Source organism: Paraburkholderia sp. MM5482-R2 (assembly GCF_050436125.1).
In the GTDB taxonomy this organism is placed as follows: domain Bacteria; phylum Pseudomonadota; class Gammaproteobacteria; order Burkholderiales; family Burkholderiaceae; genus Paraburkholderia; species Paraburkholderia tuberum.
Genome location: NZ_JBNDLP010000002.1, coordinates 648,899 through 667,793, shown reverse-complemented (window position 1 = coordinate 667,793; position 18,895 = coordinate 648,899). Strand labels below are relative to the sequence as shown.

The 18,895-nt window shown below is 56.7% G+C and carries 18 protein-coding genes and 1 pseudogene; 11 read left to right on the top strand and 8 right to left on the bottom strand.

The features are described 5' to 3' along the window. The first annotated feature begins 79 nt into the window (after positions 1-79). From OKW37_RS06155 to hisC, 3 genes are all read left to right on the top strand, one after another. On the top strand, positions 80-697 hold the full coding sequence (locus OKW37_RS06155) for a 50S ribosomal protein L25/general stress protein Ctc (protein WP_090802936.1): 618 nt from the start codon (positions 80-82) through the stop codon (positions 695-697). Between the two features lie 148 nt (positions 698-845). After that, on the top strand, positions 846-1,451 hold the full coding sequence (gene pth / locus OKW37_RS06150) for an aminoacyl-tRNA hydrolase (RefSeq protein ID WP_090802935.1): 606 nt from the start codon (positions 846-848) through the stop codon (positions 1,449-1,451). A 50-nt stretch (positions 1,452-1,501) separates the two neighbouring features. Further along, a complete protein-coding gene (gene hisC, locus OKW37_RS06145) occupies positions 1,502-2,581 on the top strand; it encodes a histidinol-phosphate transaminase (protein ID WP_429407501.1) in 1,080 nt (359 codons plus the stop codon). A gap of 78 nt (positions 2,582-2,659) precedes the next feature. Here the strand turns inward: hisC and OKW37_RS06140 are convergent, their stop codons facing one another. Beyond that, positions 2,660-2,917, bottom strand: coding sequence for a YfhL family 4Fe-4S dicluster ferredoxin (locus tag OKW37_RS06140; RefSeq protein WP_429407503.1), 258 nt, complete (start codon positions 2,915-2,917; stop codon positions 2,660-2,662). Between the two features lie 640 nt (positions 2,918-3,557). Between OKW37_RS06140 and OKW37_RS06135 the strand changes: the two genes are divergently transcribed. Beyond that, positions 3,558-4,634: an SIR2 family protein gene (locus OKW37_RS06135; protein ID WP_429407505.1), complete on the top strand. Its 1,077-nt coding sequence runs from the start codon at positions 3,558-3,560 to the stop codon at positions 4,632-4,634. A 7-nt stretch (positions 4,635-4,641) separates the two neighbouring features. Next, on the top strand, positions 4,642-6,399 hold the full coding sequence (locus OKW37_RS06130; protein WP_429407507.1) for an ATP-binding protein: 1,758 nt from the start codon (positions 4,642-4,644) through the stop codon (positions 6,397-6,399). Between the two features lie 523 nt (positions 6,400-6,922). Here the strand turns inward: OKW37_RS06130 and OKW37_RS06125 are convergent. Then, positions 6,923-7,822: an HNH endonuclease family protein gene (locus OKW37_RS06125; RefSeq protein ID WP_429407509.1), complete on the bottom strand. Its 900-nt coding sequence runs from the start codon at positions 7,820-7,822 to the stop codon at positions 6,923-6,925. A 155-nt stretch (positions 7,823-7,977) separates the two neighbouring features. On the opposite strand from OKW37_RS06125, the gene istA reads away from it, so the two are divergent. Both istA and istB read left to right on the top strand, forming a co-directional pair. Beyond that, positions 7,978-9,501: an IS21 family transposase gene (gene istA / locus OKW37_RS06120; protein ID WP_429401352.1), complete on the top strand. Its 1,524-nt coding sequence runs from the start codon at positions 7,978-7,980 to the stop codon at positions 9,499-9,501. After that, positions 9,494-10,294: an IS21-like element helper ATPase IstB gene (gene istB / locus OKW37_RS06115; protein WP_266262193.1), complete on the top strand. Its 801-nt coding sequence runs from the start codon at positions 9,494-9,496 to the stop codon at positions 10,292-10,294. Before istA ends, istB begins: the two co-directional genes overlap by 8 nt. Before the next feature lie 130 nt (positions 10,295-10,424). Here the strand turns inward: istB and OKW37_RS06110 are convergent, their stop codons facing one another. Further along, on the bottom strand, positions 10,425-10,703 hold the full coding sequence (locus OKW37_RS06110) for a GmrSD restriction endonuclease domain-containing protein (protein ID WP_429408482.1): 279 nt from the start codon (positions 10,701-10,703) through the stop codon (positions 10,425-10,427). Continuing rightward, positions 10,597-11,367: a hypothetical protein gene (locus tag OKW37_RS06105; RefSeq protein ID WP_429408513.1), complete on the bottom strand. Its 771-nt coding sequence runs from the start codon at positions 11,365-11,367 to the stop codon at positions 10,597-10,599. Before OKW37_RS06105 ends, OKW37_RS06110 begins: the two co-directional genes overlap by 107 nt. Between OKW37_RS06105 and OKW37_RS06100 the strand changes: the two are divergent. Beyond that, a pseudogene (locus tag OKW37_RS06100) lies at positions 11,308-11,616 on the top strand (hypothetical protein); the annotation flags it as partial. The gene OKW37_RS06105 and the pseudogene OKW37_RS06100 overlap by 60 nt on opposite strands. 990 nt (positions 11,617-12,606) lie before the next feature. Then, the gene (locus OKW37_RS06095; protein WP_429408515.1) at positions 12,607-12,810 is read left to right on the top strand and encodes a hypothetical protein; all 204 of its coding nucleotides are present in this window, start codon (positions 12,607-12,609) and stop codon (positions 12,808-12,810) included. 656 nt (positions 12,811-13,466) lie between these two features. On the opposite strand, the gene OKW37_RS06090 is transcribed toward OKW37_RS06095, so the two are convergent. The 4 genes from OKW37_RS06090 to OKW37_RS06075 all read right to left on the bottom strand — a co-directional run bounded on the left by OKW37_RS06090 (position 13,467) and on the right by OKW37_RS06075 (position 16,780). After that, positions 13,467-14,435 carry a hypothetical protein gene (locus OKW37_RS06090; protein ID WP_429407511.1) on the bottom strand — a complete coding sequence of 323 codons (969 nt, stop codon included), beginning with the start codon at positions 14,433-14,435 and terminating at the stop codon, positions 13,467-13,469. Between the two features lie 379 nt (positions 14,436-14,814). Beyond that, positions 14,815-15,234 (bottom strand): hypothetical protein, encoded by a 420-nt coding sequence (locus tag OKW37_RS06085; RefSeq protein WP_429407513.1) that lies wholly within the window; start codon positions 15,232-15,234, stop codon positions 14,815-14,817. After that, positions 15,227-16,030 (bottom strand): hypothetical protein, encoded by an 804-nt coding sequence (locus OKW37_RS06080; protein ID WP_429407515.1) that lies wholly within the window; start codon positions 16,028-16,030, stop codon positions 15,227-15,229. The genes OKW37_RS06085 and OKW37_RS06080 overlap by 8 nt, the downstream gene beginning before the upstream one ends. A 108-nt stretch (positions 16,031-16,138) precedes the next feature. Beyond that, entirely contained in the window at positions 16,139-16,780 is a 642-nt protein-coding gene (locus OKW37_RS06075) for a hypothetical protein (protein ID WP_429407516.1), read from the bottom strand. 765 nt (positions 16,781-17,545) lie between these two features. Between OKW37_RS06075 and OKW37_RS06070 the strand changes: the two genes are divergently transcribed. Together OKW37_RS06070 and OKW37_RS06065 are read left to right on the top strand one after the other, a co-directional pair. Continuing rightward, positions 17,546-17,980, top strand: a complete 435-nt coding sequence (locus OKW37_RS06070) for a hypothetical protein (protein ID WP_429407518.1) — start codon at positions 17,546-17,548, stop codon at positions 17,978-17,980. Between the two features lie 335 nt (positions 17,981-18,315). Continuing rightward, positions 18,316-18,867, top strand: a complete 552-nt coding sequence (locus tag OKW37_RS06065; RefSeq protein ID WP_429407520.1) for a hypothetical protein — start codon at positions 18,316-18,318, stop codon at positions 18,865-18,867. Positions 18,868-18,895: the final 28 nt, after the last annotated feature.

The following is an 18,895-nucleotide window of genomic DNA, read 5'->3' as shown; positions in this document are numbered from 1 at the left end:
CTATCCTGGGCCTCAGCCATTACGGCTTCGAGGCCCTGTTTTTACTGCCTGGTCGCGGGCAGTGCATTGGAGATTCAACATGAAAGTAGTCGCTTTCGAGCGTTCCCTGCAAGGTACGGGTGCGAGCCGCCGCCTGCGTAACTCGGGCAAGACCCCGGGTATCGTTTATGGCGCCGGCGCTGACACGCAACTGATCGAACTCGATCACAACGCCCTGTGGCACGCGCTGAAGAAAGAAGTTTTCCACTCGTCGATCCTCGATCTGGAAGTGGCAGGCAAGTCGCAACAGGTTCTGCTGCGCGACGTGCAATACCACCCGTTCCGTCAGCTCGTGCTGCACGTGGACTTCCAGCGCGTCGACGCGACGAAGAAACTGCACACCAAGGTGCCGCTGCACTTCTTGAACCAGGAAACCAACCCGGCAGTGAAGCTGTCGAGCGCGGTGATTTCGCACATCCTCAACGAAATCGAAATCGAGTGCTTGCCGTCGGCACTGCCGGAGTTCATCGAAGTCGACCTCGCGAAGATCGAAGCAGGTCAATCGGTTCACGCGAAGGACATCCCGTTGCCGGCAGGTGTGGCGCTCGTGGCCCACGTCGACGCGGAAAACCCGGTGGTCGCTGCTGCAACGATCCCGGCTGGCGCAATCGCTGAAGACGCTGCTGCTGCTGAAGGTGGCGAAACGCCGGCTGCTTAAGAGCCTTCCGGTTCGAAGCAAGCAATCCTCTCGATCCGTTTCCTATGAAACGGTCGATGTGACCCGCCGAGGTTCGCCCTGGCGGGTTTTTTTTCGGCTTTTCTAGTCCGGTACGTTTCACTTCCGGACTTGGTGGACTCACGCAATCATGATCAAGCTGATCGTCGGGCTCGGCAATCCGGGCGCCGAATACACCGCGACGCGTCACAACGCCGGCTGCTGGCTGGTCGATCAACTCGCGCGCGAGGCGGGCACCGCGCTGCGCGACGAGCGGCGCTTTCACGGCTTTTACGCGAAAGCGCGGTTGCATGGCGAGGAAGTGCATCTGCTCGAGCCGCAAACCTACATGAACCGCTCTGGTCAATCGGTCGTCGCGCTCGCGCAATTCTTCAAGATTCTTCCCGACGAGATCCTCGTCGCGCACGACGAGCTCGACATGCCACCCGGCAGCGTCAAGCTGAAGCTTGGCGGCGGCAGCGGCGGGCATAATGGGCTGAAGGACATCAGCGCGCATCTGTCGTCGCAGCAATACTGGCGGCTGCGGATCGGCATCGGCCATCCGCGCGATCTGATTCCCGAAAGCGCGCGCGCCGGCGCGAAGCCGGACGTCGCGAACTATGTGCTGAAGCCGCCGCGGCGAGAAGAGCAGGAGGTCATCGACGCGTCGATCGAACGCGCGCTCGCGGTGATGCCGCAGATCATCAAGGGCGAACTCGAACGCGCAATGATGCAACTGCATCGCAACAACAGCTGACGCGCGCCACACTCATCGACACCCGCAATCGGCCCCGCAAGGAGAATCGCTTGAGCCGCTACTGGAGCGACATCGTTCACCGTCTTACGCCGTACGTGCCGGGCGAGCAGCCCGCGCTCACGCATCCGGTGAAGCTGAATACCAACGAGAATCCGTATCCGCCGTCGCCGCGCGTGCTAGACGCGATCCGCCGCGAGCTCGGCGACACGGCCGACGCACTGCGCCGCTATCCCGATCCGAGCGCACGCAAGCTGCGCGAAACGGTCGCCGCGTATCACGGCATCCGCGCCGAGCAGGTGTTCGCGGGCAACGGCTCGGACGAGGTACTCGCGCTAACGTTCCAGGCCTTGCTCAAGCACGACAAGCCGCTGCTGTTTCCCGACATCACTTACAGCTTCTATCCGACCTACGCGAAGCTGTTCGAGGTCGACTACCGGACCATCCCCCTCGACGACAGCTTCGCGATCAACGTCGACGACTACACGGTGCCCAACAGCGGCATCCTGTTTCCGAATCCGAACGCGCCGACCGGCCGGCCGCTGCCGCTCGCGGAAATCGAAGGCCTCGTCGCGAGCCATCCTGATTCGGTCGTGGTGATTGACGAAGCGTATGTCGACTTCGGCGCCGAGTCGGCGATTGCGCTGATCGCGCGCTATCCGAATCTGCTCGTCGTGCAGACCGTGTCGAAGTCGCGTTCGCTCGCCGGCATGCGCGTCGGCTTTGCGTTCGGCGATCCTGCGTTGATCGATGCGCTCAATCGCGTGAAGGACAGCTTCAATTCGTACCCGCTCGACCGCCTCGCGCAAGTCGCGGCCACCGCCGCCTACGAAGACGACGCGTGGTTTCGCGAATGCTGCGCGAAGGTGATCGCGAGCCGCGAACGGCTTGCGGCGGAATTGACCGCGCTCGGCTTCGAGGTGGTGCCATCGGCGGCGAATCTGCTGTTCGCGCGGCATGAGGGGTACGACGCGGCGACGCTCGCGTCGCGGCTGCGGCAAAAGGAAATTTTCGTGCGGCATTTCAACGCGCCGCGCATCGACCAGCATTTGCGGATCTCGGTCGGCACCGACGCCGAATGCGACATACTGCTCGACGCTTTGCGCGGCATTTTCAGCGCTTACGTCGGATAGCGGAAACGCCGCCCCCAAAAGAAAACGGCGAAGGCCCGCAGGCCTTCGCCGTTTTCTTTTGCGCGTCTCCCGCGAACGTCAGGTGCCCTTGGCGGCCTGCAACGCGTGATATTTCGCCATCAAACCTTCGGGCGTTTCCAGGTGGTTCGGGTCACGCGGAATGCACTCGACCGGACACACCTGAATGCATTGCGGCTCGTCGAAATGACCGACGCACTCGGTGCACTTCTTCGGGTCGATCACATAGATTTCCGGGCCCATCGAAATCGCGTCGTTCGGGCACTCGGGCTCGCAGACGTCGCAATTGATGCACTCGTTGGTAATCATCAGGGCCATACTGCCACCAACTTTGCTAGAAAAAACAATACATTATAGCTTTTTCAGCCTATCGACGGTCGCGCATGACTGCTCAAAATCACGTTTGCGTGTTGCGGCTGAGTTGCATAGGTGTTGCAAATTGTGCAGCGCGCAAAGTCCAGATAGCATGCGCCGCCATGACCAGCAAGACGTTTCTACACAATTGCGACGTGTGCGAGCCCCGAGTGCCCGAACGACGCGATTCGATGGGCCCGAAAATCAGCGTGATCGACCTTGGAATGATCCAGCCTCACGCAACGAGCAGCGAACCTCGTTTCAGCGGAGGTTGTCGGTTGGCCGGCATATCCGACGTTGCACGCCGTACACTTTGGACGTCTGCTTACCACAGTATTGCGGCCCTCGCTTACCTAGTTGCCCGACAGGTGCTCGGCCTTCGCAGCCAATCGAAACACTCGCTGGATTAGTGACGGCTTACGCGCACCACGTGCGCGTATCCGCAAGCATCTTGGCACGCCCCCACGCCGTGATGGTTTGAATGGGTTTTTCCGCGGATTTGTCATATATTAGCGACAGACGAATGGGCCGCGAGAACGAACAGCGTTGCCGCTTCACCTATGTTAGCGACGAGCTTGTGCCCTCCCACAAATATTAAGTGCACATGACTGCAACCGGCCTACCAGAAGACTTGTATTTCCGAATACAGGCGATCTTTAGGGGAACTCCTCTACTGCTACTGGGCTCCGGTTTTTCGTGCGCCTACGACTTGCCAAATATGGGAGCGTTGGGCGAGCACCTGGCCAACGTTGTGGGCGCTCGATTAACCACCGAACATGCGAAAAGCGTTTGGGCTGCGTCACTTAGTGCAGTCCGCGCAAATCTCGAGGCCGGTCTGAATACGATTCCCAATGGGGCCCAAGGTCGCGATGAAATCGTTGCCGTTCTCAGAGAGGAGACGGCAAACCTAATTATTGAAAGGACGTTAGCAGCGGAAAAGTCGATCCTCGCTCATACGAGGCCAGAACAACTTGCCCCAGCGAGATTGTTACGCAGGCTCTACGATGGCGCGCCCCAAAACGCAGACAGCATCTCCGTGGTCACCACAAACTACGACACTCTGGTAGAGCTTTTTTGCGACTTGGCGTGTATTCCAATAGACACCGGATTTTCAGGCTTCCGTCGGCGTAAGCCACGCTCTTCTCCGCTGTTTCAAACGCAATATTACAGATCTGTTACTGTGGGGAAGAAGGGTGCCGAACTGGAACATCGACCGTTGCTGACACTTCGCTTATACAAGCCACACGGCTCTATAACATGGAATACGACCGAATCCGGTCCGATAGAGGTCACTAACGACTACTCCATGGCGACGAGGGCGATAGTCGTTCCAGGGCCATCCAAGTATCAGGATGCTTTGGTTAATACACTCTTCGACGCGATGCGTACAGAGATGAACGGCGTTTTGAATAGGTCGAGTGCACTACTTTGCATGGGCTTTGGCTTCAATGACGACCATTTGCAGGGCGTAATTAAAGCGCGACTCGATGCCCATATGCCAACGCTAATCCTCACGCGGGGCCTGACCGACAATCTTCGTGAGGTCATCCGGCGGTACCCTCATGTCATCGTCTTCTGCAAGCAAGGGACAGGCTCTGAGTGCCATTACGATGGCCAAGTGCTGACGTCCCCGGTCCCAGTCTGGCAGCTTGAGGACTTCTTAGAAGCTTTTATAGAATGAGGAAAAAATGAGCATCTTCGAGTTTAATGATGATCAGTCGCTTGGAGAAGTCCGTAGCGTTGAGACTTCGCGTATCACAATTAGAGTGACCGACGGGCAGCGTTTGCAAAAGGCGCGTGTCGGGCGATTGGTAGCCATTCAATCAATGGGAGATGAATGGCTCGTTGGAATAATCGAGCGAGTCTGGCGCCGACCGGTCGAAATCGTCAGCCTCGACGAAGGTGAACCGGCAGATGATTTGGATGCTATTCCAACTGAGGAAAATGGCGTTGCCGTAAGTCTTGTCGGCACATACAGGGAGCGTGATGGTGAACGAAAAAACACGTTCTCACGAGCCGTCTTTTCGCTGCCAGAGATCAACCGATCCGTGTATCCAATTGAGGAGAAGTCGTTAGAAGATTTCATGGGGATACTTAGCGCGTCGTCCAAAGCGGAATCGGTGTCTCCACTTAAAGTTGGAACTTACACGTTGGACGGCAAGGCGAGCGCATACATCGACGGCGATAAACTATTTCAACGCCACGCGGCGCTTCTAGGTAGCACAGGATCGGGGAAGTCCTTCACGGTCGCGTCGATCCTTGAGCAAGCGGCACAACTACCGCACGCCAACATCATTGTCTTCGATCTCCACGGCGAATACGCAAGCATGGACTTTGCGACCAAGTATCGAATCGCTGGAACAGGGGATCTTAAGACAAAGAAGGACGACGCAATCTTTTTACCCTTCTGGTTGCTGACTTACGACGAGATGCAGTCTGTTTTCGTCGACCGGTCGGGAGACAATGCGCCGAATCAGGCGCTTGCGTTGATGGACTCGGTGGTCGAAACGAAACGCTCTGTTATTACAGCGCTGGGAAAGCATGACCTGTTGGAAGGGTTTACCGTTGATACGCCGGTGCCGTATAGCATCGATGCTCTGGTCGACTCATTAAACAAAAAAAATGAAGACGAGACAGACACTGGCGAGACATACGCGAGTGGCCCGAGGAAAGGGCAGCCGAAGATGGAAAGAGGACCGCTTTATGGGAAACTTTCGCGATTCCTCATCAGGCTAAAAACGAAGATCGGCGATCGCCGCTACGCATTCATGTATCAGGCACCCGCCGATTACGACACATACGAGTCCCTGCATATTCTTGCTGCCAAACTCTTGGGTTCCGGCATTAAGATTATTGATTTTTCCGAGGTACCTTCCGACATCCTGCCGGTAGTCGTAGGGCTTGTTGCACGACTTGTTTATCAGGTGCAATTTTGGAGCGATCCCGGAAAGGACGGCGATTCGCGACACCCGGTTGTGATGGTCTGCGATGAAGCCCATCTTTATCTGCCAAGTCATTCGGCGTCAACAGGTCCTATGGAGCGCCGCGCGCTAGAAAATTTTGAGCGGATTGCAAAAGAAGGACGGAAATATGGCGTAGGCCTCATGGTGGTTAGTCAGAGGCCCTCAGATGTCAGCACCACAATCCTGAGCCAGTGCAGCAACATAATAAGCTTGCGTTTGGCAAATAAAATTGACCAGGCGGTGGTTAAACAGCTTCTCCCGGATAGCCTTGAAAGTCTAATGGACGTTCTTCCAACCTTGGACGTAGGCGAGGCGGTTGTTGTCGGCGATGCAACCTTACTTCCGACCCGGATCAAGATGAATAAGCCTAAGTTCGAACCCCGCAGTGCCACGATTCCGTTCTGGCAACGCTGGGCGGCACCGAAAGTTAAAGTTGACTTAACAGCCGCCGTTGAGAGCATGCGTAGACAATCTCGGGACTAACGCTATCGTAGCTTCACGGCGAGCGCTCCATTCGCCGATGAAGCGACCGACAGTCACAGTTGCCAGTGGCGCCGCACACATCCGTCGAAACGATCAAATCCCGTACGCCAACTCGCAAGTCCGATTATCGGACTTGTGCACACAGCCAAGGGTTCGACTTCTGCCTTGCCAGAAACGTCACGAAGCGTTTGGCAGCGCGGCTTCAACGCGGAGCATGTGTAAAGCTACAGAGCGCGCCAAATCGCCATTGCCAAGCGCCCTGCGCTTCGACGGAGACCGTATGCGCCAGTTGCAGCAAGACCCAGCCCTTACATCACCGTTGCGCGCAAATGTGCGTGTGACCGAGATTTGCCCTAAGGCTTGGCAGAAGAGCCGCCGAGCGTTTGGGCCGCTCGCGCCGAATCCCTGCCGGGAATGCATCCTTCGGCCCTAACGGAAATTTGGCCGGCAGAGGCCGGCTACACGCTCTCCTGCCCCAGCGGTCATTTCTTCTTTCACGTTGTAACGCGCCGCAATTGAATCGTTATGGACGCGACCAAACCTTCATCGCCTTTCCGAAAAGATGTTGACTTCGCTTGCGAATCTCCTCGTCATCCCACTTTGCAACAGTTTTGTGCTGGAAGTAGGCGTTGAGTAGCAGCAGGCTTTCGAGGAACTTCGTGCGTTTCCCAACGACAGTCTTCTCCCCCTCGATCTGATCCTCGAATGGGCCATTGCTAACAGAGCTATTCAACGGCTGAGTTAGCAGCGTAAGATTCCCGAACGTCTGAACGGCCACCTTTCGTGCTGCGATCATCGCTTGATCGTCGTCTGGCAACGTGTAGTAAGTGGTCTTTTGCCAAGACTGCGGCATAACATGCTCAACGGTCAACGATTCAATCTGCGGAGCCCACGTCGTCTCCTGTTTGGAGGTGCGCGACGCGAGTTCAACTGCCCGCAAGACTGCACTCACCTTCCCCGGGCGAAGTAACTCATAGACCGGGCGACTCAACCATGCCTCGCTAAACTCGGCGTCAGTCGGCCAGCATTGGCTATGACCCGATAGTCTGAGCAAGTAGCTGCGAAGGGATTCGGCAGGAGAGTCCGACGCCACAACCTCAGTGAGCAAACGCAGGAAGATTCTGTTGTAGCCCTTCGTAGTGAATCCACAGACGGCTCGGCGTGTAATGTACGATGCCAGGTCACCCAGTGCCTGTTGCAGTTCCACACTCGTCTTCGAGTAACGTTCGCGGAGAGCTAAGTACACCGGTGTCAGCGTGCTGACGTCCAGTACTCTTACTAGTCGCGCAAACTCAGCCAGATAATCATCTCCATCCGGCGAGATCAGCTCGCGGAAATGTTGGCTACTCTGCACCACTCGCGCCAGTTCCCAATCGATATCGCGCGACTCACCTTGCCACCAGTCCTTGAAGCCTTGGAACACATGGCTGACCTTGGTCTCCTGTCCGCGACGGAGAACCGTGTGTTTACGCCGACCGAAAATTCAGCCACATGTAGGGATCGCGCCGACTGAAAATTGAGCCGGGCAATCAACCTATCCTGCTAGTTTTTCTGGCAGGGTGTTTGGGGATGATCCCGATGACGATGATTGGCAAGGTGCGGCGGATGTTCCACCGCCAGAACAAGTCGGTACGCGAGATAGCACGTCTCACAAGCCTGTCGCGCAACACGATTAGTAAATATCTGAACATGGATGTTCAGGAGGAGCCGAAGTATCAGCGGCGCTCCCAGCCGACCCGGTTGACGCCGTTTCATGAGGTGCTGGTGCAGGCGCTCAGTGTCGACGCGCGGCGACTGAAGAAGGAGCGGCGCACCGCCTGGATGCTGTTCCAGGAGATCAAGGCGGGCGGCTACGACGGCTGTTACTCGCGGGTGACCGATTTCATCCGGGCCTGGCGGCAAGGCGAAGGCAAGGCGGTTTCGAAATCGGCGTTTGTGCCGTTGCGATTCGAGCTGGGCGAGGCATTCCAGTTTGACTGGTCCGAGGAAGGACTGGTTGTCGGCGGCATTTACCGCAAGCTGCAGGTGTCGCACATGAAGCTATGTGCGTCGCGGGCGTTCTGGCTGGTTGCCTATCCGAGCCAGGGGCACGAGATGCTGTTCGATGCCCATACGCGCTCGTTCGCGGCCTTCGGCGGGGTGGCCCGCCGGGGCATCTACGACAATATGAAAACGGCCGTAGACAAGGTTCACAAAGGCAAGGGTCGCACGGTCAATCCGCGTTTCGCAGTGATGTGTTCGCACTACCTGTTCGATCCGGACTTCTGCAACGTCGCCAGTGGCTGGGAGAAAGGCGTCGTCGAGAAGAACGTGCAGGACAGCCGTCTGCGCATCTGGATTGAGGCGCGTGCGCAACGCTTCGGCAGTTTCGCTGATCTGAATGCATGGCTGGCGACCCGGTGCCGGTCGTTGTGGGATCAGGTGAAGCATCCAGACTATCGTGACCTGAGCGTCGCCGACGTGTTCGAGCAGGAGCGCGCCCATCTGATGCCGATGCCGACACCGTTTGACGGTTATGTTGAGCGTGCGGCACGAGTCTCGTCGACCTGCCTGGTGGTGATTGGCCGCAATCGCTACTCGGTGCCATGCGAATTCGCAGGCCAGATGCTCAGCACGCGGCTCTATCCTGGCCGTGTTGTGGTGGTGAGCGACGACGCGGTGGTAGCCGAACACGATCGACTGGCCGACGAAGGACTGGTGCGATACGAGTGGCAGCACTATATCCCGCTGATCCAGCGCAAGCCTGGCGCCCTGCGCAACGGTGCGCCGTTCCAGGATATGCCCGAGCCGCTGCAACGCCTGCGTCGGGCGTTACTACGCGAGCCAGGTGGTGACCGGGTAATGGCGAAGGTTCTGGCGTTGGTCCCGGAAAGCGGTCTGGATGCCATAGTGGTTGCAGTCGAACTCGCATTGGAGCAGGCGCCGCCCTCCGGGCGCGTGAGCGTCGAGCATGTGGTGAACGTGCTGTCGCGCATGCGCAGCGTGCAGATGCCGCCGAAGATCGATACTGCGCTACAACTGACGACACCACCGCTGGCCGACACATCGCGCTACGACGGGCTGCGCCCGGCGCTGCAACAGCCGGAGGCCGGTCATGCGTGATCTGATCGTCGAACTCAAACACTTGCGGCTGCACGGCATGGCTGCCGGCTGGGCCGAACTGCTTGAACAGGTGAATGTCGAGGCGGCGTCTTCGCAATGGCTGCTCGAACGGCTGCTGCAGGCCGAGGTCGCGGATCGGGCCGTGCGTTCGGTCAGCCACCAGATGAACGCGGCGAAGTTCCCGGTGCATCGCGACATCGCCGGCTTCGACTTCGATGGCTCGCCGGTCGACCGCCAGCTCGTCACGCAACTGGCCGGCATGACGTTCACGGAGGGCGCGCACAACCTGGTTCTGGTCGGCGGCCCGGGCTCGGGCAAGACGCATCTGGCGACCGCCATCGGCGTGTCCGGCATCATGCACCACGGCAAGCGGGTGCGCTTCTACTCGACCGTGGATCTGGCCAACGCACTGGAGCAGGAGAAGGCGCAGGGACGCGCCGGGAGGATCGCGGCGAGCCTGCTGCGCCTCGACCTGGTCATTCTGGACGAACTCGGATATCTGCCCTTCAGCCAGGCCGGCGGGGCGTTGCTATTCCACCTGCTGAGTCGCCTGTACGAGCATACAAGCGTTGCGGTGACAACGAATCTGGACTTCGCCGAATGGTCCAGTGTGTTCGGCGACGCGAAGATGACCACAGCATTGCTGGACCGGCTGACGCACCACTGCCACATCGTGGAAACCGGCAACGAAAGCTACCGTTTCCGCCATAGCAGCGCCAGTGCAAAGAAGCGTATCCGCTCGCGTGAAGCAGCGCGCAGAGCCGACGGTGCGAGCGCGAACGAATCGGCCTGATCGTCGCTTGCCGCGCAGTGGAAGCCGCAACGGGCTACGCCCTTCGCAGCTTCCACTGCGCAATGAGGCCTCACACGAAGGAGGACAAGCACTCCCGAAACACATACACTTATCCACAACCGGTCCTTCTTCAGACCGGTCTCCACCCCGGCTCAAAACTCGATCGGCGCGGCGGCTCAAAATTCATTCGGCGCGGACAGGCAACACGCCCAAATGTGCCTGTAACAGGAGTTAAGACCACCGAACCGAGAAAATGCTTCTGAAGCGGTTTGAGTGCATACACTGGCACCTTAGTGCTTTCCTCACCCCGTTCGATCAATTTGAGAGCGCGGTCTTCGAGGTCCGCCCAGAGCGGGGCCACCTGCTTCTCGAGGGCCCATACATACCCCCGCTGAAAAACCGGAATCAAATATTGAGCTGGAGCGTTGAACAATTGCGTTATTGAGGTCTTGCCGGGCTGCACAAATATGTCCTTGGTTGTTATTCATCCTACGCCGGGTGGTGCGTACTAGCCACCAGACGAATGTTTCTTCTCCAGCCCTTTGGGTCTGCTCGGAAAAAGCTAAATGATAAGCGCAGGAAGCGTCGTGCGACCGCGACAACACCACAAGTCGATTAAATCGACAACTACCTGTCACGTAAAATCCGCGGTGGCTTGCCAGAAGAGCCACCAGGCGTCTGGCTGCACCGTTGAATAGCGGAGCGTGTCCAAGCCGGCAAACATGCCAAAACGCCATTTCCACAAGCTGCGCTTCGAGCGACCGCACGTAGATGCAGACGTGCGCCAGTCGCAGCAAAACCAGCCCGGCGTTCTCGACGTAGGCTTCGGTCCGCGGGGTATTCTGCAGTCGATACGCCCAGGCGATGCTGCCTTTGCCCACGCAAACCTCCTTCAGCAGAAAAGTTGAGAGCATTTCAAAGTGACGCGACGCTATACGGAAGATGAGTGGATCAGTCTGGCGAATGAGCGCCATGGCGATCGATATCTGTACGACGACTGTGGCTATGTTGGAATGGCGGAAAAGGTGAATATAGTTTGCCGTCGCCACGGTCCGTTCAGTCAGCGGGCTCAATCTCACATCTTGGGGCGAGGATGCAAGATGTGCGGACGCGAAGACAGCCAGGAGTCGAATGCTCGGAGCGCTGCAAAAAGGCGCTTAAGTACCGCAGAACTGATCGATCGATTTGCAAGCGTTCATGGTGCGGTATACGACTACAGCCAAGTCGAAGCACTCGGAACGAAACGGCCAGTGACGATTCGTTGCCGTGAGCACGGCCCATTCCGGCAGTCACCAAATAGCCATTTAAGCGGTTCGGGTTGCCCCGAGTGCGGTGCTCTCGTAACCGCTAGCAAGCACCGATTACACCCGGATGACTTCGAGCGCCGGGCCCGCGCCGCGCACGGCGATCGATATGACCTATCGGCCGCCGCGTACAAAACACAGTATGACAAGGTTGTCATCGGGTGCGCCGAGCATGGAAACTTCTGGATTCTCCCGTATAACCTGTGGAGCGGTAGCGGATGTCCTGCCTGCGCGCGAAGGGAAAAAGGCATTGCACACAGGGTGACGCCGGACACTTACATGAGACGGATTGCGGAAGTGCATGGCGAAAGATACGACCACAGTCTTGTTCTGTATCAGCGAATGCGAGCTCCCGTTACAGTCGTATGCCGCAATCATGGCCCCTTCACTCCGTCCGCAGCAAACTATCTGGCGGGCAGAGGTTGTCCAAAATGTGGTGGGGAAAGCGCGGCCAACGTTCGAACGCCGAAGCTCGTGCTATCGGACGAAGAAGTACTGTCAAGATTTCGTGAGACTCACGGTGATAGATACGATTATTCAACAATGAAGTACGAACATTCAAATCGCCGTGTGAAAATAGTGTGCAAAAAACACGGGGCTTTCCTACAGTCGCCACGCAATCATTGGTGTGGAAAAGGTTGTTCCGACTGCGGCCGCGAAGCCCAACTCGCGTCGGCCGCTCAACGGGTTCTTACGACGGCCGAGATCGTAAGGCGCTTCCAATTGCTTCACGGATGTCGCTACGATTACTCTCGGACAGACTATCAGCGGTACACGCAGCCTGTCGAAATCAAATGTCGGAAGCACGGCGTGTTCCGGCAGACGCCACAGGCACATCTTGAAGCAAAAGGGTGCCCCCAATGTAGTCAGTCAAGCGGAGAGGTGCGCGTAGCAGCATGGCTGAGAAGCAGGAACATTGACTTCGAAGTTGAGTTTCCCGTGCGGATCCCTGCGGCGGACGGCCAGACTCGGTGGGGCAGGTTCGATTTCTATCTGCCGGGATTGGGCATGTTCGTTGAAATCGACGGTCCCCATCACTTCGCACCTGTGCGGTATGCCGGGATGTCTGAAGAAGACGCGCGTCGGGTGCATGAGGCAACTTTGCGGCGGGACGAAATCAAAGACGGGTGGGCGGCTCGTTGCGGCTTCGCCGTAATCCGGATTCGCTGGGATAGTGACATTGAAGAAAGCCTGCAACAGTTGTCGCGATGACCTATGTCGGGTCGTTTCTCCGCCATATAGATGGACGAGGCGCGCCCGGTGTGTGCGTGAGCCAGCGACCAGCAGGGGGGCGTACCGATCCCCGGCTGTGACGGGTGTGAGTGCTGTGACGGCCGTCACGCTGCAAAGTTGTCGAGGGCAGATATACTGCGTCCCTGTCATAAGGCCGACAGGAAATAGAACAATGAAAAATCTTGGTTTCTTCGGGGCGCTTGCGCTTCTCCTTGGAGGGTGTGCCTTGGTTCCAGTCCAGGACCGGACCTTGAAGAACGCTAGCGGCGGTGCAATCACATGCAAGCAGGTCGGCGCGGGTGTGTTTTCCGCTTCGATTGGGAAGTCTAGATTTGACGACTGCGTAGCGAAGGCCCGCGCTGAGGGGTACCGGTAAGAAACATCGCTCACAGTGTCGGGGCACTAGCGTTTAATCACCGCCCCCCCCCAAACCAGCGCAGCGACGAAATTGGAAAGTCCGATTGTCGGACCAGCGCGCAACAGGGAACTCAACCTCCGGCTCGCCAGAAACGTCACCAAGCGTCTGGCTGTGTGACTTCCCAGCAGAGCATGTACAAGCCAGCGAACACGCCAAAACGCCAGTCCCCTAACCTGAGACGGATCGCGTATGCCGAACGCTTTTCGGATGACGCCGCTTATTCGATAGAATTGGCTTCCGCGATGATCCGCTTCATCGCTTCTGCATCACGTTTAATCGTCGCCTCAATGTCGTCGGTTTCTCTTTGCACTATCACCTTTGCGTCTTGATAAGCGGCTTCGGCCTCTTGTTCGCGTGAGCAATTGCTCAACGCGTCGTGACTGATATGGCACGGGCTTTTCGCAATCGCCGCGTCGAATTCCTGCAGATGCATCCGACCAAGATCCACATTCTGGCCATAAGAGATATCGAACTGGGTCAGTTGCACGCCGAGCTGATTGATTCGCGTATCGACCTGCGCCGCCGGAACGCTCCCGCGTGAATATCCGCGCTCGATCTCAAGATCATGCTGCGCCGCCGCGAGAATCTTCAAGTGCGCCGTGTGAAACGGGCTGAGGTCGTGGTGTTCTTGAACCTTGGCGGCATATCGGTTCAGAGCGTCGGCCAACGTCGCAACATATTGATCTTCATTAGTGACGCGATGTTGCAGAGCTTCCTCGCGAGCTGTCTCTTGCGCTGCCACTTGCTGCTGACGCAGGCGGTCCGCATTGCGTTGTCTGATCGCAACCGCTTGAGTCCCCAACGACTGGATGTCGTTTTGGTAAGCGCTAACATTGCCCTTGGTAAAACGCTCGATACCATCGGGCTGCATTATCGAAATGTTTTCGCCGTCGATTGTTCCAGACATGTTAGTTGGAATCGAAAACGGTTCATTGGCCTTGCCAATCAGGGTTATAGCGTGACCGTCGGTCGTGCCGTTGATGTTGAGCGTAAAACGTTCTAGGCTGCCATCCGATTTAACCGCAGTGTGGTTAAGTGTTCCAAGCAGTTGGCCGTCTGGGGACTGGGTAATCTGGAGCAGCTCGACAAATTGCTGGCCGCGCGCCACGTATGCGCCGGATATCGAGTGCGAACACCCGGCAACAAGCGCGAGCGCACCAAGCGCGCCCCATCGAATGACTGCCATGCCCCTTCCCCCGTATTGATGCTACCGTCATGCTCGATTACCAATCGGACAGTCTGCAGATTATCGGCAAATCGGATGTTTGTCTAAAGAGCATGTTATCCATAAATTCACGAATCGGCGAGCGGAGGTCAAGCCCCAGCGTCGCCGGTTGCGCCCAAACGTCGGTTGCGCCGACAATTTGCCCTACGGCGTGGCATAAGAGCCGCCATGCGTTTGGCCGCATGGCTTCGCAGCGGGGCAAGCGCAAAGCTGGAGAACGCGCCAAAACGCCATTGCCAAGCGCCCTGCGCTTCGACCGAGACTGTATGCGCCTTTACAACACATCGAAAATTGCTGTGAAGGTGGCAAGTCGATTTAAATCGACTTGCCAAGCTATTGCTTATGCAGCGCTTTGCCAGATCGCGGCAATCCCCTTCTCTGTAAGACGCCATCGCATAGCATTCGCACGCTTGTTGTAGAACAACTCGACGTTTCCAGCGGCGAGCAAAAGGGCACCATAGATCCCACTCCAATCTTTCAACTGCTCAAGGTCATTGCAGTCAAGACGGAGCGAACCATTATTAGCAAGGTTGAGATCAGCGACCAGCTTCTTCAGCAACACATGTACGCTGTACATAACGGCAGCCTCTCCCTTTTGCTCGCTGCCGTCCATTACCACAGAAATTACGTTGCCGGATTTCCAAAGCTCGGTCAGACCGCTATGAGCCATTTCTGCCATTGCAACAGCAGCGACCGCATTTGGTGTCGGCGTAGTCACGAGCACTTCCTGAATTTCCTTTTCGTCGGTGAGCTTACGCATTCTTGCCTCCCAGCGACTTGCTAACCGAATCCACTGCCTTGGCGTGAGCAACGCAAGCGACGTCAATGGCGTGCTGGTTATCGGTAAATCCCATAACGATGAAGTTGCCCTCTGCGTCACGCTCGATAATGGCAAGCGCGATTTCACGATCTGACATCATGGGCGGCAGCCCAGTTACTTTCACGTTCTCGACCTTGCCAAGATTAAACGCAGACGCTTTGATTCGTGCGCTGTTCATTTTGGCTTCGCAATCAGCTTGCTTCTGTTCGGTAGTTTTGGCGTTGGGATTCTTCAGCGCATTAACGATGCCGCCCTTGCCGCCCAACCAGACGATAAACTCATCGGGTTTAATAATGCCTTCGCTTTCCGAGATTGCAAGGCGCATAAGGCGAGCACGCTGCGATTTAGTAGCCATCGGCAATTCACCAAAGGTAAGCTGCACGATAATGTGTTCGGGCTTCGTCTTGTCGTGGACTTCAAACTCGTTTTTCGCAAGCTCCTTCAAGACGTCGAACATCTCTTTACGCGTTTCAGACCACGGCGCTTTACGGTAAAGGTAGAACGACTTGTAAGCACACGCCAAAGCTTCGTTCAAAGCGTCACGATACCCGGTACCTTTCTGTTGACCTGCAATAACAGTTTCGCGGAACTGAGCGACTTCCTTAGCTTCTTTCTTTGCTGGTGGATTAACAGTCTGCAAAAATGCAGGGCGTTGAGTTTCGCAAAGCTTCTCGATATCAGCAGCACCGGTAACCGTAACCGGAATAGCATTTTTAACGGTATTAACTTCTTGCATCTGGTAAATCTCCTTATCGGTAAAGTTGTTTTGTCGTCGGCGCCGAGACAAAACGAATTCTGCCGTTATGGAGATTCAGAAAACACCACCTACTAAGCAGGTGGTGTGTTATTTCGAGGTCTGTGTTGTGGAGCGACCCAGCCTCAACCCTTTCAACATTCTTTCCACTGAGCGTGCCGGGTCTTCCGCATCAAAGGGGATCCCTAGCTCTTTGGCCTTCGCAACAACCGGATTCACGATCCGCATGGCTGCGTGCTTCTGCGAGGTGTAGCCTCCGTCAACTGCCAGCTTGCGGGCGTACTCTATCAATGGGGTGCGTTTGTCGGCTTTCCCCTTCCCTCCCGATCCTGCTGCTGCTGTTCGTTGACGTTTGATTACGCGTTTAACACCAATCGTCAACATCGCCTTCTCTTGCGTTCGTCCAAGGTAGTAGTTCGCCCGGCACAGGAACGTCAGCGACTTCGATCCCTTATTGCTATCAAGCGCACGAACGGCTGCTATCTGGTAGGCGCAAGCTAATCGAAGAAAATCTCTGTAATCTGGCAAACGTTGGAGCTTCTTGAACTCGGACTGCATCGCTACAGGGTCGAGGCTGAAGTCCGTTAGCATCGGGTTGTAGACGGTCTCCAGAAACTCGTCGGCTGTGCCCGATGGTCGCGTACAGATTTCGTACGTTCCAACTGCCATCTGAAGGAACGAACTGCACTGCTTGTCGAATGCCTTGCGATACCCGCTCTTCTTTTCTTCCACTGTTGCCTCGTACACGAAGATATGGCCCCAAACGGGGCCATTTCGATTGATACTACAGCAAGCAACTCGATTTAATCGAGGTCAGTACATACCTGGGATGATAGTGCTCGGGTTCATCATGCCCCAGAGCCCAGCATGTAAGCTGACCTGAACCCACGACCAGCAGCACGGCAGCGCCAGCACCAACCGCAGCAGTAGTACCCGCAGTTGATGCAGCACTGGCCCACCTTCAGCAGCAAGCGCGCCTCGAAGTCGAATGCGGAAGCCAACGATCTACCTGGTGAGTACTCGCGAGTAACGAAAATGCCTTCGTCTATGGTATTTTTGTTACTCGCTATCACCCTCAATACATTGTCGTACCACCGGAAGCCCCACCAAGGGTAGGCACGGAAACCAACAACTCTCGCTGTGGCCGGAACAGGTCGGCGCGATGCGTCACATGGACTGGCGCGTCCTCTGCGTCAGTCTTTTCTTGACGATGTGCCAACTACCCCTGACTTCAATTCCCCTCAAACCGGCCAGCAGAGGCACCCAGCGCCTCGCAGAGCGACTATGAAGTTGGGCATGTCCCGGGCGGCCAACGCGCCAAAACGTCGTCTATTAAGCTGCGCGTACTTAAGCGCAGGCGCTTGCCCACACGTTAGCCGGTCGCCGTCGACAAATTGTCTTGGAAGACTACCCGGACGGACTCACGTCAGTCTTTTCTTGATGATCCAGCAACCCCTCGCTACCCTCGTTATATCAACAGCCGTAGCTCGGGATTAAATGTTCGCGATCACACGCTTTCACAATTTCATGTCGCTGTACCAAGGCCGGTACGCAACCGCTCTCGCAAAAACGCTCAATACATCCGTGTTCTCGGCGAAGGCGCTGGACATCGGGCTGTCAACCGGCGAAATCTCGCTCGACAAACTGCACCTGCTGCTCGGTTGCAGTCGTGGTCAGGCAATCGGCGCTGCGTTCGACTTGCACGAGCAAGGGCTTGCGGAAGACATCGAGTCCACCAAAACCAAGAACGGCGAATATTTCCTCGTTCCCATCGACAAGCGGTGCGAAGCTGCTCGGTTGTATCGGGCAAAACTGGAACAGCGCAGCCGAGATACGGGACTTTACGATGTCCTGGAAAGGACGCTGCCATCCTTGCAGGCGATTTTCATGGAAGCGCTGTCTGCAATGGAAGCAAGGCAGATTAAGCGTTGAAGTGCCCGCCCTTGCTTTGACGCGCAATCGACTCCGCGCGACTCGACCGCTACCGACAATTGTCGACGAACAGAATTCTCTCCGCGGCGCAGGCGCACCAGTGCTCAGAGGGATGCCAACGATTCTGAGACGCCCTCCTTTCTGTGGGTGGAGTTGCACATAGCACCGCACCGCCTCGCGTCTGCGCCTCGCTTCACGACCGCAGCTCGGGACCGAAAAAAACTTACGCCGCACCCTAAAGTTCGTCCTGCCGTAACCGCTAACCTAGTTGTAGCTGTCACCTTGCGCGACAGCACTTGCCAACCTGCAATCTTATAATTATAGTTTTTATAACAATGAACCTGAGAGAACTGCAGCAACAGAAACGCACCGCCACGGTCGATGGACTATTCGAAGAATTTCGACCGGTCGGTTGCGTTTCCCCCTCGTGGCTGGCGTGCTATCCGGCGTTTCAAGACGCGCTGCGAGGCGGTGAAACATGTTTTCGAGCGCTGCCTCATTTCGCCAAGCTTCCCGTATTAAAACGAACAGCCGCGAACACAGAGGCACAAGCAGTTGTCTCATCGGTGACTCACAACGAAGTTCGCGCTGCTTATGTTGAACTCAGCACGACTTGTGTGGCGGAAGCAGTAGAGCGCTACCTCTCGGTCGGCATGCACAGCGAAAATTTGGAGAACGTCCGGTCGACAATGCTTGACACTGTCGCTGCACAATTTCCGCCGACGAGCATGCCCTTGGTCGCAAGGCAACCTTGCTTGCTCAGTCCCGGCAAAGGCATTTTCCTTGAAGGCTGGACACGTTTCTTCGCGTATTGGTCACGCAACGATAAAACGATACCTCTGCTCGCAGTCGATTGGCCCGTTCTGTATGAGCGCCTATCCAAGTGACGGGCCGGGTTTCGTCACGCCATGGAAG

Excerpts from the sequence above, each read along its gene's own strand:
- OKW37_RS06140 (WP_429407503.1), bottom strand. The coding sequence starts at position 2,917 with ATGGCCCTGATGATTACCAACGAGTGCATCAATTGCGACGTCTGCGAG.
- OKW37_RS06085 (WP_429407513.1), bottom strand. The coding sequence starts at position 15,234 with ATGCGTAAGCTCACCGACGAAAAGGAAATTCAGGAAGTGCTCGTGACT.
- OKW37_RS06090 (WP_429407511.1), bottom strand. The coding sequence starts at position 14,435 with ATGGCAGTCATTCGATGGGGCGCGCTTGGTGCGCTCGCGCTTGTTGCC.
- pth (WP_090802935.1), top strand. The coding sequence starts at position 846 with ATGATCAAGCTGATCGTCGGGCTCGGCAATCCGGGCGCCGAATACACC.
- OKW37_RS06095 (WP_429408515.1), top strand. The coding sequence starts at position 12,607 with ATGTTCGTTGAAATCGACGGTCCCCATCACTTCGCACCTGTGCGGTAT.
- OKW37_RS06130 (WP_429407507.1), top strand. The coding sequence starts at position 4,642 with ATGAGCATCTTCGAGTTTAATGATGATCAGTCGCTTGGAGAAGTCCGT.
- OKW37_RS06070 (WP_429407518.1), top strand. The coding sequence starts at position 17,546 with ATGTTCGCGATCACACGCTTTCACAATTTCATGTCGCTGTACCAAGGC.
- OKW37_RS06135 (WP_429407505.1), top strand. The coding sequence starts at position 3,558 with ATGACTGCAACCGGCCTACCAGAAGACTTGTATTTCCGAATACAGGCG.
- istA (WP_429401352.1), top strand. The coding sequence starts at position 7,978 with ATGACGATGATTGGCAAGGTGCGGCGGATGTTCCACCGCCAGAACAAG.
- istB (WP_266262193.1), top strand. The coding sequence starts at position 9,494 with ATGCGTGATCTGATCGTCGAACTCAAACACTTGCGGCTGCACGGCATG.
- OKW37_RS06155 (WP_090802936.1), top strand. The coding sequence starts at position 80 with ATGAAAGTAGTCGCTTTCGAGCGTTCCCTGCAAGGTACGGGTGCGAGC.
- OKW37_RS06065 (WP_429407520.1), top strand. The coding sequence starts at position 18,316 with ATGAACCTGAGAGAACTGCAGCAACAGAAACGCACCGCCACGGTCGAT.
- OKW37_RS06080 (WP_429407515.1), bottom strand. The coding sequence starts at position 16,030 with ATGCAAGAAGTTAATACCGTTAAAAATGCTATTCCGGTTACGGTTACC.